This is a genomic window from Erwinia sp. MMLR14_017, from assembly GCF_033657285.1.
GTDB lineage: Bacteria > Pseudomonadota > Gammaproteobacteria > Enterobacterales > Enterobacteriaceae > Erwinia.
Map to the genome: position 1 here is coordinate 81719 of NZ_JAWVWP010000006.1, position 16110 is coordinate 97828.

13 protein-coding genes are annotated in these 16110 nt (G+C 52.4%); 8 read left to right on the forward strand and 5 right to left on the reverse strand.

Annotated elements, in window-relative coordinates:
* Positions 1–97 precede the first annotated feature (97 nt).
* The 6 genes from rlmKL (at position 98) to rmf (ending at position 8064) form a co-directional block, all read left to right on the forward strand.
* Entirely contained in the window at positions 98–2215 is a 2118-nt protein-coding gene (gene rlmKL, locus SD961_RS11775; RefSeq protein ID WP_318790557.1) for a bifunctional 23S rRNA (guanine(2069)-N(7))-methyltransferase RlmK/23S rRNA (guanine(2445)-N(2))-methyltransferase RlmL, read from the forward strand.
* 6 nt (positions 2216–2221) lie between these two features.
* Positions 2222–4129, forward strand: a complete 1908-nt coding sequence (locus tag SD961_RS11780; RefSeq protein ID WP_318790558.1) for an ABC transporter ATP-binding protein — start codon at positions 2222–2224, stop codon at positions 4127–4129.
* Between the two features lie 20 nt (positions 4130–4149).
* Positions 4150–5424 carry a membrane integrity-associated transporter subunit PqiA gene (pqiA, locus tag SD961_RS11785; protein ID WP_318790739.1) on the forward strand — a complete coding sequence of 425 codons (1275 nt, stop codon included), beginning with the start codon at positions 4150–4152 and terminating at the stop codon, positions 5422–5424.
* Positions 5411–7051, forward strand: a complete 1641-nt coding sequence (gene pqiB, locus SD961_RS11790) for an intermembrane transport protein PqiB (RefSeq protein ID WP_318790560.1) — start codon at positions 5411–5413, stop codon at positions 7049–7051. Before pqiA ends, pqiB begins: the two co-directional genes overlap by 14 nt.
* On the forward strand, positions 7051–7617 hold the full coding sequence (gene pqiC, locus SD961_RS11795; RefSeq protein WP_318790561.1) for a membrane integrity-associated transporter subunit PqiC: 567 nt from the start codon (positions 7051–7053) through the stop codon (positions 7615–7617). Before pqiB ends, pqiC begins: the two co-directional genes overlap by 1 nt.
* A 279-nt stretch (positions 7618–7896) precedes the next feature.
* Positions 7897–8064, forward strand: coding sequence for a ribosome modulation factor (rmf, locus tag SD961_RS11800; RefSeq protein ID WP_306213209.1), 168 nt, complete (start codon positions 7897–7899; stop codon positions 8062–8064).
* A 65-nt stretch (positions 8065–8129) separates the two neighbouring features.
* On the opposite strand, the gene fabA is transcribed toward rmf, so the two are convergent.
* Together fabA and SD961_RS11810 are read right to left on the reverse strand one after the other, a co-directional pair.
* Positions 8130–8648 (reverse strand): bifunctional 3-hydroxydecanoyl-ACP dehydratase/trans-2-decenoyl-ACP isomerase, encoded by a 519-nt coding sequence (gene fabA, locus SD961_RS11805; protein WP_056236835.1) that lies wholly within the window; start codon positions 8646–8648, stop codon positions 8130–8132.
* Between the two features lie 68 nt (positions 8649–8716).
* Complete coding sequence (locus SD961_RS11810; protein ID WP_318790562.1) at positions 8717–10507, reverse strand: Lon protease family protein; 1791 nt, start codon at positions 10505–10507, stop codon at positions 8717–8719.
* Positions 10508–10654: 147 nt separating this feature from the next.
* Between SD961_RS11810 and matP the strand changes: the two genes are divergently transcribed.
* Positions 10655–11110, forward strand: a complete 456-nt coding sequence (matP, locus tag SD961_RS11815) for a macrodomain Ter protein MatP (RefSeq protein WP_318790563.1) — start codon at positions 10655–10657, stop codon at positions 11108–11110.
* Between the two features lie 100 nt (positions 11111–11210).
* Here the strand turns inward: matP and ompA are convergent, their stop codons facing one another.
* The gene (gene ompA / locus SD961_RS11820; RefSeq protein ID WP_318790565.1) at positions 11211–12275 is read right to left on the reverse strand and encodes a porin OmpA; all 1065 of its coding nucleotides are present in this window, start codon (positions 12273–12275) and stop codon (positions 11211–11213) included.
* A 347-nt stretch (positions 12276–12622) separates the two neighbouring features.
* Entirely contained in the window at positions 12623–13132 is a 510-nt protein-coding gene (gene sulA / locus SD961_RS11825; RefSeq protein ID WP_318790566.1) for an SOS-induced cell division inhibitor SulA, read from the reverse strand.
* 212 nt (positions 13133–13344) lie between these two features.
* Here sulA and SD961_RS11830 point away from each other — a divergent pair, with 212 nt between their 5' ends.
* Positions 13345–13974, forward strand: a complete 630-nt coding sequence (locus tag SD961_RS11830) for a TfoX/Sxy family DNA transformation protein (RefSeq protein WP_318790567.1) — start codon at positions 13345–13347, stop codon at positions 13972–13974.
* Here SD961_RS11830 and yccS read toward each other — a convergent pair.
* Positions 13971–16109, reverse strand: coding sequence for a YccS family putative transporter (gene yccS / locus SD961_RS11835; RefSeq protein WP_318790568.1), 2139 nt, complete (start codon positions 16107–16109; stop codon positions 13971–13973). The genes SD961_RS11830 and yccS overlap by 4 nt on opposite strands.
* Position 16110: the final 1 nt, after the last annotated feature.

The window sequence follows — 16110 nt, forward strand, 5'->3', positions numbered from 1 at the left end:
AGCGGCGGGGTGCCTGCTGAAAAGAAGCTAACTTTATGACATGTGCCTGCGATTAGCTATAATGCGCAGCAATTTTCTGAAGACGATAAGTGACACTATGAATTCTCTGTTTGCCAGTACGGCGCGTGGGCTCGAAGAGCTGTTAAAAAGTGAACTGGAAGCGATGGGCGCGCAAAGCTGCCAGATCGTCCAGGGCGGCGTACATTATCAGGGTGACGATCGTCTGATGTACCAAAGTTTGATGTGGAGCCGTCTGGCCTCGCGCATTCTGCTGCCGTTGACTGAATGCGGCGTCTATAGCGATCTGGACCTCTATCTGGGCGTGCAGGCGATTGACTGGCCAGCAATGTTCGGCAGCGACAAAACCTTTGCGGTGCACTTCAGCGGCCTGAACGAGGTGATCCGCAACAGCCAGTATGGCGCGTTAAAAGTGAAAGACGCGATTGTGGACAGCTTCACCCGCAAAAATTTGCCGCGTCCTGATGTGGATCGCGAGCAGCCCGATATTCGTATCAACGTCTGGCTTAATAAAGACACCGCCAGTATTGCGCTCGATTTAAGCGGAGAAGGCCTGCACCAGCGCGGCTACCGTCAGCAAACCGGTCAGGCGCCATTAAAAGAGAACCTGGCAGCCGCCATCGTTCTCCGTGCCGGCTGGCAGGCGGGTACGCCGCTGATCGATCCGATGTGTGGATCGGGAACCTTACTGATTGAAGCGGCGATGATCGCCAGCGATCGCGCGCCGGGCCTGCATCGCCCGCACTGGGGCTTTACCGGTTGGGCGAAATTTGATGAGGCGTTATGGCGCGAAGTCACCAGCGAGGCGCAGGTCCGTGCCAGACGCGGTCTTCAGGAAACCCCCTCACGGTTTTACGGTTATGACAACGATTCACGGGTGATTGAACGCGCTCGTGCCAATGCGCGTCGTGCCGGTCTGGGCGAAGTAATAAGCTTTACCGTGCAGGATGTGCTGAAGCTGAACAACCCGTTGCCAGAAGGCCCGGTGGGCACACTGCTCAGCAACCCGCCTTATGGCGAGCGTCTGGAAAGCGAACCGGCGCTGATTGCGCTTCACAGCCAGCTTGGCCGGATTGTGAAAAGTCACTTTGGGGGCTGGAATCTCTCTTTATTTAGCGCCTCTCCAGAGCTTTTAAGCTGCCTGCAACTGCGTGCCGATCGTCAGTTCAAAGCGAAAAATGGCCCGCTGGACTGCGTGCAGAAAAATTACCAGTTGGCCATCAATCCTTCTGCTGGGGCAAACGGGCAGATTGCGGAAGATTATGCTAACCGCCTGCGTAAAAACCTTAAAAAGCTCGAAAAGTGGGCGCGTCAGGAAGGCATTGAATGCTATCGCATTTATGATGCCGATCTGCCAGATTACAATGCCGCTGTAGATCGCTACGGCGACTGGGTAGTGGTACAGGAGTATGCACCGCCCAAAACCATCGAACCCGCAAAAGCGCGCCAGCGGCTGTTTGATGTGATCTCTGCCACGCTCAGCGTGCTGGAGCTACCTTCTAACCGGCTGGTGCTGAAAACCCGTGAGCGTCAGAAAGGCAAAAGCCAGTATCAGAAGCTGGGTGAGAAGGGCGACTTCTTCGAAGTCTCCGAATTCAATGCCAAATTGTGGGTAAATCTCACCGACTATCTGGATACTGGCCTGTTCCTCGACCACCGTATCGCCCGTAAGATGCTTGGTCAGATGAGTAAGGGGAAAGATTTCCTGAACCTGTTCGCCTACACCGGCAGCGCCAGCGTTCATGCCGGGCTGGGCGGTGCGAAAAGCACCACCACGGTAGATATGTCACGCACTTATCTGGAGTGGGCAGAGCGTAACCTGCGTCTGAATGGCCTGACGGGCCGTCAGCATCGCCTGATGCAGGCAGACTGCCTGAGCTGGTTGAAAGAGTCGGATGAGCAGTTCGACCTGATCTTTATTGATCCGCCAACCTTCTCCAACTCCAAACGTATGGAAGAGAGTTTTGACGTTCAGCGCGATCATCTGCTGCTGATGAAAGATTTGAAAAGGCTGCTGCGTAAAGGCGGCACCATTATGTTCTCTAATAACAAACGCGGTTTCAAAATGGACCACGACGGGCTGGCCGAGCTGAATCTTGCTGCGCAGGATATCACCGCCAAAACCCAGTCGCAGGATTTTGCCCGTAACCGTCAAATACATAACTGCTGGCTGATAACTCATGCCGGTAAGGAATAAGATTTTATGTCATTAATCAGTATTCATGGTGCGTACCTCTCCTTCAGTGACGCCCCGTTGTTGGATAACACAGAACTGCACATTGAAGAGAATGAGCGGGTCTGTCTGGTGGGACGTAACGGCGCGGGGAAATCCACGCTGATGAAAATCATCAACCGCGAACAGCCACTGGATGATGGCCGCATCATTTATGAGCAGGACCTGGTAGTGGCTCGTCTGCAGCAGGATCCACCGCGTAACGTTCAGGGATCTGTTTATGACTTTGTGGCAGAAGGGGTGGATGAACAGGCCGAATACCTGAAGGCCTATCATGCGATTTCTCACCTGGTGATGACCGATCCCAGCGACAAAAACCTGAATGAGATGGGCCGCCTGCAAACTATTCTGGATCACCAGAATCTGTGGCAGCTGGAAACCCGCATTCATGACGTGCTGAAACAGATTGGCCTGGATGCCGATGCGCCGTTGTCCTCGCTCTCCGGTGGCTGGTTACGTAAAGCCGCGCTGGGTCGTGCGCTGGTGAGCAATCCGCGCGTGCTGATGCTGGATGAACCCACTAACCACCTGGATATCGAAACCATTGACTGGCTGGAAGGCTTCCTGAAAACCTTCCAGGGCAGCATCATCTTTATTTCCCACGACCGCTCTTTTATCCGCAACATGGCGACCCGCATTGTGGATCTCGATCGTGGCAAGCTGGTTTCCTGGCCAGGCGACTACGACCTCTATCTGGCCAGCAAGGAAGAAGCGCTGCGCGTTGAAGAGATGCAAAATGCGGAATTCGACCGCAAGCTGGCGCAGGAAGAAGTGTGGATCCGTCAGGGCATTAAAGCTCGCCGCACGCGTAATGAAGGTCGTGTCCGGGCGCTGAAAGCCTTGCGTAACGAACGTTCAGAACGCCGTGAAGTGATGGGCAAAGCCAATATGCAGGTTGAGGAGGCTTCCCGCTCAGGCAAGATCGTCTTTGAGATGGAAAACCTTAACTACAGCGTTGGCGGTAAGCAGCTGGTACGTGACTTCTCCACACAGGTGCAGCGTGGCGATAAGATTGCCCTGATTGGCTCCAACGGCTGTGGGAAAACCACGCTGCTGAAGCTGATGTTGGGTCAGCTCAAAGCTGACAGCGGCCGTGTACACATTGGTACCAAGCTGGAAGTCGCCTATTTCGACCAGCACCGTGCCGAGCTGGATCCGGACCGTACGGTGATGGATAACCTGGCAGAAGGTAAGCAAGAAGTGATGGTTAACGGTAAGCCACGCCATGTGCTGGGTTACCTGCAGGAGTTCCTGTTCCATCCAAAACGTGCGATGACGCCGGTTCGTGCATTATCAGGCGGGGAGCGTAACCGTCTGTTGCTGGCTCGTCTGTTCCTGAAGCCAAGCAACTTGCTGATCCTCGATGAGCCTACCAACGATCTGGACGTAGAAACGTTAGAGCTGCTGGAAGAGCTGGTGGATGGTTATCAGGGCACCGTGCTGCTGGTGAGCCACGATCGCCAGTTTGTGGATAACACCGTAACCGAATGCTGGATTTTTGAAGGCAACGGCGAGATCGGCTCTTTTGTTGGCGGCTATCATGATGCGCAACGGCAGCGTGCAGCCTATAAGCAAACCCGCGCCCAGGGAAAAGCCGCGCCGGTTACCCGTCAGGAAAACAGTAAAGCAGAGCCAGAGAAACGTGCTGCCAGTAAGCTAAGCTATAACCTACAGCGAGAGCTGGAACAGCTGCCGCAAAAAATGGAAGAGCTGGAGAGCAAGCTGGAAGCATTGCAGGCAAAAGTGGCGGATGGCGAGTTCTTCAGCCAGCCTCATGATGTTACTCAGCCCGTGCTGGATGCGCTTTCTGCTGCTGAGCAGGAGCTGGAAGTCGCCTTCGAACGCTGGGAATACCTGGAATCGTTGAAAAACGGCTGATGTATAAGTATGAGGTAGGTATGTGTTCATCGCACCACGCAGACCTTTGGATGCTTTGCCCGCAGTGTGACCTGATGACACAATTGCCAGCATTGCCGCCGGGCAGTAAAGCCAGCTGTCCACGCTGCGATACTACGCTGACAGCAAACTGGGTGGAGCCGCAGAAGCGGCCCACTGGCTATGCGCTGGCCGCGCTGTTTATGCTGGTTCTGGCGAACCTGTTCCCGTTCGTCAATATGCATGTAGCGGGGCTGAGCAGTGAAATCACCCTGATGCGTATTCCTCAGGTCATGGTTTCTGAGGATTACAGTAGCCTGGCAACCTTATTTATGCTTTTTGTTCAGGCGGTGCCTGCCTGCTGTATGATTATCATTCTGCTGCTGGTTAATCCGTTCCGCATCGCGCTACCGCTGAAACGCGTGATGGCGCGCCTGCTTTTCCAGATTAAAACCTGGGGGATGGCAGAGATCTTTCTGGCGGGTGTCCTGGTCAGTTTCGTCAAGCTAATGGCTTATGGCGATATCGGCATCGGCACCAGCTTTGTCCCCTGGTGCCTGTTTTGCGTGTTGCAGTTACGCGCATTTCAGTGCGTCGATCGTCGCTGGCTCTGGAACCGCATCCAGCCGATGCCGGTGTTACCTGCTGACCCCGTGCCGGCCATAAGTGGCCTTCATCAGGGGTTACGGTCGTGCAGCTGCTGTACCGCCATTCTTCCTGCTAATCAGCTTGTCTGCCCACGCTGTGGCACCAAAGGGCATGCGCGGCGTAAAAACAGCTTGCAATGGACACTGGCGTTGCTGTTCACCTCGATATTGCTCTATGTGCCGGCTAACTTACTGCCGATTATGATCACCGATGCGCTGGGCAGTAAGACCACCTCAACGATTATGGCTGGGGTAGTGTTGCTGTGGGGCGATGGCTCCTATCCGGTTGCGATGGTTATCTTTATCGCCAGTATCATGGTGCCTTCGCTGAAGATGATGGCCATTGGCTGGCTGTGCTGGGACGCGAGCAGAAAAGGCGAGGGGCATCAGGACAGTGAACGTATGCATAAAATTTACGAAGTCGTTGAGTTTGTTGGCCGCTGGTCGATGATTGATGTCTTTGTGATCGCTGTGCTCTCCGCGCTGGTGCGCATGGGGCAATTAATGAGTATTTATCCCGCGACGGGGGCGCTGCTGTTTGCGATGGTGGTGATTTTAACCATGTTTGCAGCGATGACTTTTGACCCTCGTCTGACCTGGGATCGTGTACGTGAAAAAAGTCTTGAGGAGCCAAGCATTGAAGGAAAATAATCACGGCGTGGCGACGGTTGATCAAATCAAACGCTGGTCACCGGTCTGGATCATCCCTGTTGTCACCATTCTGATTGGAGCATGGATCCTGTTTTACCACTTCAGCCATCAGGGGCCGCTGGTCACGCTTATTACCACCAATGCCGAAGGTATAGAGGGCGGTAAAACGGCGATTAAAAGCCGCAGCGTAAATGTTGGCGTAGTGGAGAGTGCGGTGCTGACGGACGATCTGCACCATGTGGAGATCACCGCCCGGCTCAATTCTGGTATGGAGAAGCTGCTAAAAAGCGACAGCGCTTTTTGGGTAGTGAAACCGGCCATCGGTAAGGAAGGCGTAACGGGGCTGGGGACGCTTCTCTCCGGCGCCTACATTGAATTACAGCCCGGCGCGAAAGGCGAGCAAAAAAAGCAGTATGACTTACTGGATTCGCCGCCACTGGCACCGCCAGATGCTAAAGGTATCCGCATTACTCTGGACAGCGCGAAAGCAGGGCAGCTCAATCCGGGCGATCCGGTTCTGTTCCGTGGCTACCGCGTAGGTTCCGTTGAGACCAGTAACTTTGACGCAGATAAGCGCATGATGACCTATCAACTGTTTGTTGCTGCGCCATACGATCGTCTTGTCACCACCAATGTCCGCTTCTGGAAAGACAGCGGCATCGCCGTGGATATGTCGGCTTCTGGCATGCGGGTGGAGATGGGATCGCTCACTACGCTCTTCAGCGGCGGCGTCAGCTTTGATGTGCCGGATGGTTGGGAATTAGGCAAGGTCGCGCAGAATCAGTCAGAATATAAGCTGTTTGACGATCAGCGTAGTATCCAGGACTCGCTCTACACGGTACATAAAGACTTCCTGATGTTCTTCAGCGACTCTATACGTGGCCTGCAACCCGGCGCGCCCGTTGAGTTCCGCGGCATTCGCCTGGGCACGGTGGCAGAAGTGCCCTATAAATCGAAAGAAGTGGCTCAGCAGTTGGATAACGACTACCGTATTCCGGTCCTGATACGTATCGAACCTGACCGCTTCCAGAGCATGCTGGGTAAAGATTTTAATATTGAACAGCATCTCAGGGATGGCATCAAAAATGGGCTTCGTGCTTCTCTGAAATCGGCAAACTTGTTGACGGGTTCGCTCTATATTGATCTCGATTTTATTAAGAACGCCAGGCCTGTTACCGGGCCGCAGAAGTTCGCTGGTTATGAGCTGATCCCTACTACCAGCGGTGGACTGGCGCAGATCCAGCAGAAACTGATGGACGTGCTGGATAAGGTCAACAATCTGCCGCTTAATCCGCTGCTTAATCAGGCTACGGGAACGCTGAAACAGAGTCAGCAGACGCTGCGCGATCTGCAGAAAACGCTGGATAACATCAATCAGATCACCTCCAGCCAGTCGATGAAAGATCTGCCGCAGGATATGCAGAAAACGCTTCGCGAGCTGAACCGCAGCATGAAAGGCTTCCAGCCTGGTTCGCCTGCCTACAGCAAACTGGTGGGAGATATGCAGCGGCTGGATCAGGTTATGCGTGAACTGCAACCGGTATTGAAAACGTTGAACAGCAAGAGCAATGCTCTGGTGTTTGAAGCCAAACCAGGCCAGGACCCACAGCCGAAGAGGGCGAAATAATGATGAAATGGATTCCCGTTGCGCTGGCACTGGCGCTCGCTGGCTGTAGCAGCACGACGGATACCACTTACTACCAGTTGCCGGCAGCCAGTAAAAGCGGCTCTGCCAGCAGCCAGGTGGAGAGTGGGCGTCCGGCAGTGTTTGTGGAACATGTCTCAGTTCCGGATTACCTGGCCGGAAACGGCCTGGTTTACCAGAGCAGCGACGTAAAATATGTCATTGCCAGCAATAATCTGTGGGCCAGCCCTCTGGATCAGCAGTTGCAGCAGACGCTGGTCGCTAATCTCGGTGAGGAGCTGCCAGGCTGGCTGGTCTCTTCCACGCCATTGGGCCAGCAGCAAGCCACGCTGAACGTCAATGTGACCGGTTTTCACGGACGTTATGATGGGCATGTGGTAATCAGCGGAGACTGGGTTCTTGAACATCAGGGGCAAATTATCAAACGTTCTTTCGCCCTGGCGCTACCGCAAACGGAAGATGGTTACGATGCATTAGTCAGAACGCTGGCTAAAGGCTGGCAGCAGGAAGCTGGGGATATGGCTAATGCTGTACGTGGTATTAATTAAGTAAAATTAATATTTAAAACCAAGCCTCTGATTGTCGGCAGCCTGGCGCTTTCACGATCAGGGGCTTTTTTTTTCTTAACAGCAGGTTACAGGTCCGACAGAAGCTCTGCGCAGCCTGACAACACCATACTTTTGTACAGTAATATGATATTGGCGTGAAATTTGTGCATTGATCTTTATGCCAACAGGCGGTAGAACTTAAGAGTGGTTGCACATTATATGACCACAGATTTCTTTCCACCAGATTCCACCTGACCTGAAGAGGGGATTACAGGCATGATGAAGAGACAGAAACGAGATCGGCTCGAACGGGCACATTCAAGGGGTTATCAGGCCGGTATTACCGGACGCTCAAAAGAGATGTGTCCCTATCAGTTAATTGATGCGAGATCTCACTGGTTGGGAGGTTGGCGACAAGCCATGGAGGACAGGACGGTTACCGCGTAATCAGCCTGTTCAATATCAAAGGAAGAGAACCTCCGCTGAAGCGGAGGTTTCCATTTCAGGAACCGTCAGAAAGCCGTAGTATCTTTGAACAGACCCACTTTCAAATCGGTAGCCGTATAGATTACGTTGCCATCTACCAGCACTTCACCATCTGCCACACCCATTACCAGCTTACGATTAATTACGCGCTTGAAATGAATGCGGTAAGAGACTTTCTTCGCCGTTGGCAGTACCTGGCCGGTAAATTTGACTTCACCTACTCCCAAAGCACGCCCTTTCCCTTCAGCGCCTAGCCAGCCGAGGTAAAAGCCAACCAGCTGCCACATGGCATCCAGACCCAGGCAGCCAGGCATCACCGGGTCGCCAATAAAGTGACAGCCAAAGAACCAGAGATCCGGATTAATATCCAGTTCCGCTTCAACGAAACCTTTGCCGTAGTTACCGCCGTCTTCGGTCATTTTGACCACGCGGTCCATCATCAACATATTACCTGATGGTAAAGGCGGGCCTTCTGCACCAAACAGCTCACCGCGACCAGATGCGATCAGGTCTTCTTTTGTATAGGATTCGCGTTTATCTACCATGTTTTCAATAAGCCTTATTTTAATGAATCACGAAGGTTAGCTAACAGGTGTAAGCTGAACAAGTCCGATCAGCTCTGGTTAAACCAGTTTAGCCAGCGCAGCGGCCACGGGCGATGACGCCCATCCAGCTGGGTGATTTGCGCAATGCGCTCCTGTATTAATCGTAGCAGACAAGGGCCTTCTTCCTTGTCCCACTCTGCGCCTGTCAGTAATGGCAGGGCTTCTTCCACACTGCTGACTGCCCAGATATGGAATTTTCCTTCCCGAACGGCATCCACCACCTCCTGTTGCAGAGAGAGATGGCGAACGTTAGCAAGAGGGATAATCACGCCCTGATTGCCGTTGAGATCGCGCTGATGACAGATATGGAAAAAACCTTCAATTTTTTCATTCAGTCCACCGACCGGCTGCACACGGCCAAACTGATCGACTGAACCTGTCACGGCAATTTGTTGCGTCAGCGGCTGGCCCGACAGCGCACTGATCAGCGCACAGAGTTCGGCCAGTGAGGCGCTGTCGCCATCCACCTCTGAATAGGATTGTTCAAATACAATTGAGGCGGAAAAAGGGAGTTGCTGCTCCAGCTCCAGTTCAGAAATAAGCCAGGCCTGCATAATCATCATGCCTTTCGCATGAATGTTGCCACCCAGTTCCGCTTTGCGCTCGACGTCCGTAAACTCACCGTCACCCACATGCACCACGCAGCTGATGCGGGAAGGCTCGCCAAAGGCACGCGGGTGACCAGGGAATTCGATCACAGACAGGGCGTTGATTTGGCCGATCATTTCGCCTTCCGTCTCGATCACAATCTGGTCGAGAAGGATCTCATCCCGCACGCGTTCCGCAAGGAAACCTTCGCGCCAGAAACGGGTTTCCAGCGCCGTTTGCAACTGCTCACCGTTGACAGAGTTGTCGGGACTGTAGAGGGAAGCCTCCTGCAACTGACGGATAATCCAGGAGGGGCAGAGCGGCAGCGTATCCTGATCGCCAGTATAGCGGACCGCCTCCCGGATTAGCACCGGCCAGAAATCATCACTAAACGGACCATATCCTTCGGTTGCAGCCACCGAAAGCAGCCATTTCACCCACAGGCTGAAATCTTCAGCATCCACAATCTGAATATTTTCTTCAAATTCACCATAGAGGCAAAGGGAGGCCAGCTCTGGTTCCATCTCCTGGAAATCGGCCAGCACATCACGATCGCCCGTCAGGACCAGACGAAAATGAAGTGGCATTGAAGGGATGGAGGCGGGCAACGGGCGCGTTTCGTCCGGTGAATGCCAGTCAAAGCGTTGGGTAGTGAGGATCTGTTTGATGCGTAACCACAACAGCGGCTGAGCCAGCAGCGTGCGCAAGGAAAGAATTAAGATTCCACCATTAGCTTTATGCACAAGCCCGGGTTCAAGTACCAGAGTATTGTTATGCAGACGAACGCAACCCAGCAGCTGCTCCGCTTCAATCCAGTCTGCACAATGCACGCCGCCTGTACTGGCAAAATTATCCGCTGCATTTTCCGCAGGCCGCAGGCTGACTGAAAAACCGTCCACATGATAGTGACTTCCTGCCAGCGTTACCTCAGCCTCTTCGGAGAGTTCAGTCAGGACACTCTGCAGTAAAGCCTGATATTCAACGTTTTCAGCAGTTTTAATCAACATCAACGGTATTTTAGCAGGCGTTTGCAGCAGCAGACTCAGGCCGTTAAACAGGCGCGCCTGTACGGCATCAAAGCAGCTTAAGTCCTCTTCAGGTGTCTGCTGGCAAAGAGGCTGGACACTCTCTGTATCGGGCTGTAGGGCACGCCATTCAAGTCGATTGTTGGTCAAAGTTATCGTATTTTTCTGATGGAGTAAAAGCGGCATTATACAAGATTTCAGCCTGTTAAGCACCGTAGAGATGCATATCAGCCTGGGTTCAGTCGCAGAATGTGGTGTTTGCCCGTTTTCTTTACGGCAGGGTCAATAAAAGCTGTTATTCTAAACGCGTCACGAAATCAGCATGAGATTCCGATGAAATATCAACAACTCGAAAATCTTGAAAGCGGTTGGAAATGGAAATACCTGGTGAAAAAACACCGGGAGGGCGAAGCAATCACGCGCTATCTGGAATTTAGCGCTGCTCAGGTTGCGGTTGATGAACTGCTGGCAATGGAAAACAGACCGGTAGATGTGCTTGCCTGGATTGTGCAACATATTAATCCAGCCCTTGAAAATCGCATGAAGCAAACTATTCGTGCCCGCCGTAAACGCCACTTTAATGCTGAACATCAGCACACGCGTAAAAAATCTATCGATTTGGAATATCTGGTGTGGCAAAGACTGGCCGGCCTGGCGCAGCGCCGTAACAGCACGCTTTCTGAAACTATTGTTCAGCTGATAGAAGATGCGGAACGTAAAGAGAAATACGCTAACCAGATGTCTTCTCTTAAGCAGGATTTAAAAGCTATTTTGGGTAAACCAGAGTAAGACGCTATTAAGATTGCCAGGCCAGCTTTCACAGTCTGCTGTTGCTGGCAACAGCTATAAAAAAACCCCGCCTTAGCGGGGTTTTTTCATCAAAGTGAACTTAGCCCTGTGGCTGAGTTACAACATCTTTGATGCCTTTAACTTCGATTTCTACGCGACGATCCGGTGCCAGGCAATCGATCAGGGCATTACGGCCTTTCACGCTGTCACAGGTGTTGCCGGTAACTGGGCTGGTTTCACCCATACCGCGTGCAGAGATCTTGTTAGAAGGGATGCCTTTAGAAACGAGGTAGTCAACTACGGACTGAGCACGTTTCTCAGACAGTTTCTGGTTGTACTGGTCAGAACCGATACGGTCGGTGTAACCCATAACAACTACAGAACCATCTTTAGGATCCAGGGAGCTCAGCTGGGTGTACAGCTGATCCAGAGCCTGCTGACCTTCTGGCTTCAGAGAAGCTTTGTTGAAGGTGAACAGAACGTCTGATTTCAGAGTGAAACGCTTGGTTTCAACAACTGGCGCAGGTGCTGGCGCTGGCGCTGGTGCTGGAGCAGCTTCGTCCTGACCGAAACGGTAGGAGAGACCCAGGCTCAACATGGCGTTATCTGGACGAGCACCAACGGTCTGTGCATCACCGATATTGTTAACCCACTGGTAGTCCAGACGGGTAGCCCAGTTCTGAGTCAGAGCATATTCAACGCCCACTGCTGCCAGTGGAGAAACGCCGGTGTCGTGATCGCTGATACGAGTACCGTTGTTGTTCTGCGTTGAATCTGCGCGCCATACCATGCCGCCCAGACGAGTGTAGATGTCCAGATCGTCAGCAATTGGGTAGCTCAGTTTAGCTGCCAGCTGAACGCCCTGTGCTTTGAATGCGCCGTTTACGTTGTTGCCTTTGTTAGGCATACGACCCAGCCAGTCATAACCCAGTTCGAAGCCCAGGTATTGATTAGCCTGATAGCCACCGAACGCACCAGCACCAAGCTGGCTTTCGTGGGTTGGGCCGTCGTTGTTGACATAATTGTTACCGTAGTAACCAGTGTCATGGTACTGAGACCAACCCAGTTTTGCACCGGTATACCAAGTGTCATCTTTAGGAGCGGCCTGCGCTACGGTAGCGAAGCCAGCCAGTGCCACTGCAATTGCGATAGCTGTCTTTTTCATTTTTGCGCCTCGTTATCATCCAAATAGGCAATGAGCTTTAATTAGCTCTTTGATTAATCCTTCGCCGGGTTATGACGCTCGATTATGACTCATCCAAAAAAGGGAGATTATTGAGCACCCTGGCGACGTAAAGTCTACAACGTACCAGCAAACTTACAAGTATGATGTGATGGAGGTCAGCAAAAAAACAGCGTTTCGTACACAAATTTACACATCTTCAGACAGGTTCCGTCTGAAAACCAGGGGGTAAAAAGGGCGCTAAGCCATTGTCCCGCAGGCTCATAGCATAATCAGAGGGTTATCCGGGCATCAGGAGAATTTTCTCATGAGAAAAATCTTATTTTTACTTAATGATACAAAGTAGAGTGAATTTTTAACCCGCGAAACGGTCTGGAGGAGGCGCTGATGATCCGATCCGGACGCATAATCAACCCTAAAGCCTGTCCCATCTCCGCAGCAGCCTGAAGCCTTTGCCGATCGGCCAGAGAAATATCTTCCGGCAACCAGCCTAATACCACGCTGTAATTACCCGTCTGCAAAGCTTTAATCATCGCCTCAACCGTAGTAATAGCACCCGGCTGATGGATCTGCATCACTTTATCCAGCGGCAGGCCGGACTGAATCAGCCATTCACGACTCAATTTCTGCTGCGGGGTTAACCAGAGCTGCCAGCGCGACTGCATACCCAACTGCTGCAGCAGAGGCAGTAACAACATCTGTGTCATACCAGGCTGATCCTCGCTGTAGATCAGCTCACTGATTAATCCTGTCATGGAACCAGGCTGTGCTGACGCACAATCCACGGCCTGACGACGGCCCGCCTTAACAGAAGAAGATTTCAGGGAATGCGTTTGCATAATGGCTTCGCTCTCAGGGGTTACTGTATGAATGTACAGTATATCGCGGGTGTCCAAAGATCAACCTTATTTTTCCTGGAAACGTCTCGCAAAATATCAACGCAGAGCGGCGCAGGAGGATTTATTCATTGAACTTGTAACAGTGATTGCTTATTTTTTTATTTCCTAAATGGAGGATTTATCAGGGTAATTTACAAGGAAAAGGACGGATTATGCGAGATTCAAAAAGTAAAATTGCCAGCGCTAAACAGCAGCTTTCAGCATTGGGGGAGATCAATAGCCGAAGTCAGTTTGGCGGATACAGCCTGTCGGTCCAGAGCGTGGTCTTTGCGCTCGTCAGTGAAGGGGAACTCTATCTGCGGGCTTGTGAGGAAGTCAGACCTTATATTATTGAACACAACATGAAGCCATTGCTGTTCACTAAACGAGGGATCCCCGTTGAGCTTGAATACTATCGGGTAGATGAACCGTTATGGCAGAAGCCCGAAGAGCTGATTGCGCTTTCGCAAAAATGTTTACAGGGGGCTGCCCAGGAGAGGGCCAAACAAAATAAAATCCGCAGGCTCAAAGATCTTCCCAATCTCACCCTGAAACTGGAAGTGCAACTCAGACGAGCCGGGATTTGTACCGTAGAAATGCTCAAACAGCAGGGGGCAAAACGCTGCTGGCTCAAGCTGCATGCCATGAACAGAAATTTGGGCGTGAATATTCTCTTTGCCTTGCACGGCGCTATACAAGGATTGCATTACGAAGCGCTGCCGGTAGCTACCAGGGAAGAGTTACGCGTCTGGTACAACGAAACGATGCGCTACCAGACGCAGAGTCAGCCCCGTAAAACCTAATCTGCCAGCACTTTTTTTTTCAAATGGGCAATTTCCGGTAAAAGCGCTATTAACAGGCCGACCTGTTGCAATACCAGAGGTTCTTTCGTTTCCGGGTCGGCTTCCGTTGCCGCTAAACGTTCAGAGAGATTGGCCAGCAACCGCTTTGCCTTAGTTTCATCTGTCACATCGATATGCAGCACATCATCGACGTAACAAACCGCATCATCCATTAATTGCAGCATAGAGGGCCGCGTTATTTTCTCGCGATGTGCTCCCAGGGCAGAGATATAACTAAGAAAGGAGTGGTTGAGACACATAAGGCGAAAAGCGGCTTCTTTTAAGCTTGCTGTGGCATTCTTTTCAGCCGAGATATTAGAAACCACGGAGGCCAGCTCAGCATCGCCATTATGGGCATCACGACGCGCAACCCGGTAATCGAGACGATTGTCCTTGCCCTGATGATACTGAACCAGAATAGCATCCAGATAGCGGCAGTTAGCATTCAGCGTGCGTTCTGCAACCGAGGAGAGCCGCCGGAATCGCCAGTCAGGCCAGATAAAGGCGACGGCGAGCCAGGCGATGCCACAACCCAGAAGCGTATCGATAATACGCGGCAGGGCAATCTCAAAACCCTCACCCAGCAGATTAAAGCAGAACAGCACCAGCAGGGTGATAAACATGGTTGCATGCGCATATTGTGACTGCCTGAACGCGAAAAACAGCACGCCACTGATGACGATTAAAATCAGCTGTCCTTCAACGGAGGGAACCAGCCAGAGCAGGGGAAGGCCAAGCATAATGCCCGCCACCGTCCCGGCGATACGCAGTGCCAGGCGGCGTTTTGTTGCATTGTAGTTGGGCTGGCAGACAAACAGGCTGGTTAGCAAAATCCAGTAGCCATGTTCCAGTCCGGTTAACTGAATAAAACCATAGCCCGCACAGAGCAGCAGCGACATGCGTACAGCGTGGCGGAACAGGGGAGACTCGGGCGACAAATGCCTGCTGAAGCGTAAGCGGATATCAGACCAACCGGTCAGTCCCTCGCTGGAAAGAGTCTGATCGTGACTTTCCGTATTATTTTCCAGGATCTGTTCAGACTCGATGGTCGCCAGTTGCGCGTCGATGGCCTTAAGGTTATTTAACAGATAGTGCATCGCTTTGACTTCGCTGCTGCCTGGTCTGGCGGCAGCAACTCTCTCCATCGCCGCATTCAAATGGACAAAAGCGCGCTCAAACCGGCTGTTATGCTGATAGGTTTCTCGCAAAAGAATGCAGTTTGCCAGCTGTTGACACGCCTTTGCCTGTAGCGTGAGCAGCCGTTGAAAGCGAAAAAGGATATCACTGTAACGATACTCCTGACGCAGTGCGTGGTACTGCACATGGGATGAACTGGCACGTTCGTGAATATCCTGGGCAACAAAGTAGTAGTGCAGCGTCCGACGAGTGCTTCGCTGCCCACGGTCGCCTCTTAATCGGGACTGGATAGAGATTTTAGTCTGATTGAGTATCGCAACCAGCTTACTGTTAGCCATGGCGACCTCAATCAGCGAGGCGTTGTCATTCTCTTCTGTATCGGGATCGAACAGGCCTGCTTTTGCCTCCAGATAGAGAGCCAGCCCCTCAAAGCTGCGCGCAATGTTTTCCTGTAAAGGACGGACGGGGAAAATCACATGGCCGGTCAGGGTGAGCAGGTTATACCAGATAGCGCCTGTCAGCAGGAGCAAGGGTTGCAGGTACCATTGCGGGAACAAGCCCAGCCCTAAAAGCGTATAGATGGCGATCAGCAGCGCGCCGAAGGCGATGGTGGCATAGCGCTGCCCCAGCGCCCCTAATAAAATAAAGCCCCAGGTGGAAACGGCCAGGCCCGCGATAAAAAGCCAGGGATAGGGTGAAAGTAATTCAACAGAGACTGAAGCGATACAGAAGCAGACCAGGGTGATCAACAGATTGCGTAATCTGCCGCTGAGGCGATCGTCAAGGTCAGCCAGCGCTGCCGCCACTACCCCCAGAGTCAGGGGAATGGTCCAGGTAATTTGCCCCAGCCACCAGGGCACACCCGCACTCCCCAACAGCGCAATAAAGATGCGCAGGTTGTAGAGCAGGGCGCTGTTGTAGGCGTAGCGCCGCAGGCCGGAACTCAACGATAAAATCAAC

Bases quoted from the DNA above. Each gene is read 5' to 3' on its own strand.
- SD961_RS11780 (WP_318790558.1), top strand. From the start codon at position 2,222: ATGTCATTAATCAGTATTCATGGTGCGTACCTCTCCTTCAGTGACGCC.
- ompA (WP_318790565.1), bottom strand. From the start codon at position 12,275: ATGAAAAAGACAGCTATCGCAATTGCAGTGGCACTGGCTGGCTTCGCT.
- rmf (WP_306213209.1), top strand. From the start codon at position 7,897: ATGAAGAGACAGAAACGAGATCGGCTCGAACGGGCACATTCAAGGGGT.
- SD961_RS11810 (WP_318790562.1), bottom strand. From the start codon at position 10,507: ATGCCGCTTTTACTCCATCAGAAAAATACGATAACTTTGACCAACAAT.
- matP (WP_318790563.1), top strand. From the start codon at position 10,655: ATGAAATATCAACAACTCGAAAATCTTGAAAGCGGTTGGAAATGGAAA.
- sulA (WP_318790566.1), bottom strand. From the start codon at position 13,132: ATGCAAACGCATTCCCTGAAATCTTCTTCTGTTAAGGCGGGCCGTCGT.
- fabA (WP_056236835.1), bottom strand. From the start codon at position 8,648: ATGGTAGATAAACGCGAATCCTATACAAAAGAAGACCTGATCGCATCT.
- SD961_RS11830 (WP_318790567.1), top strand. From the start codon at position 13,345: ATGCGAGATTCAAAAAGTAAAATTGCCAGCGCTAAACAGCAGCTTTCA.
- pqiC (WP_318790561.1), top strand. From the start codon at position 7,051: ATGATGAAATGGATTCCCGTTGCGCTGGCACTGGCGCTCGCTGGCTGT.
- pqiA (WP_318790739.1), top strand. From the start codon at position 4,150: ATGTGTTCATCGCACCACGCAGACCTTTGGATGCTTTGCCCGCAGTGT.
- rlmKL (WP_318790557.1), top strand. From the start codon at position 98: ATGAATTCTCTGTTTGCCAGTACGGCGCGTGGGCTCGAAGAGCTGTTA.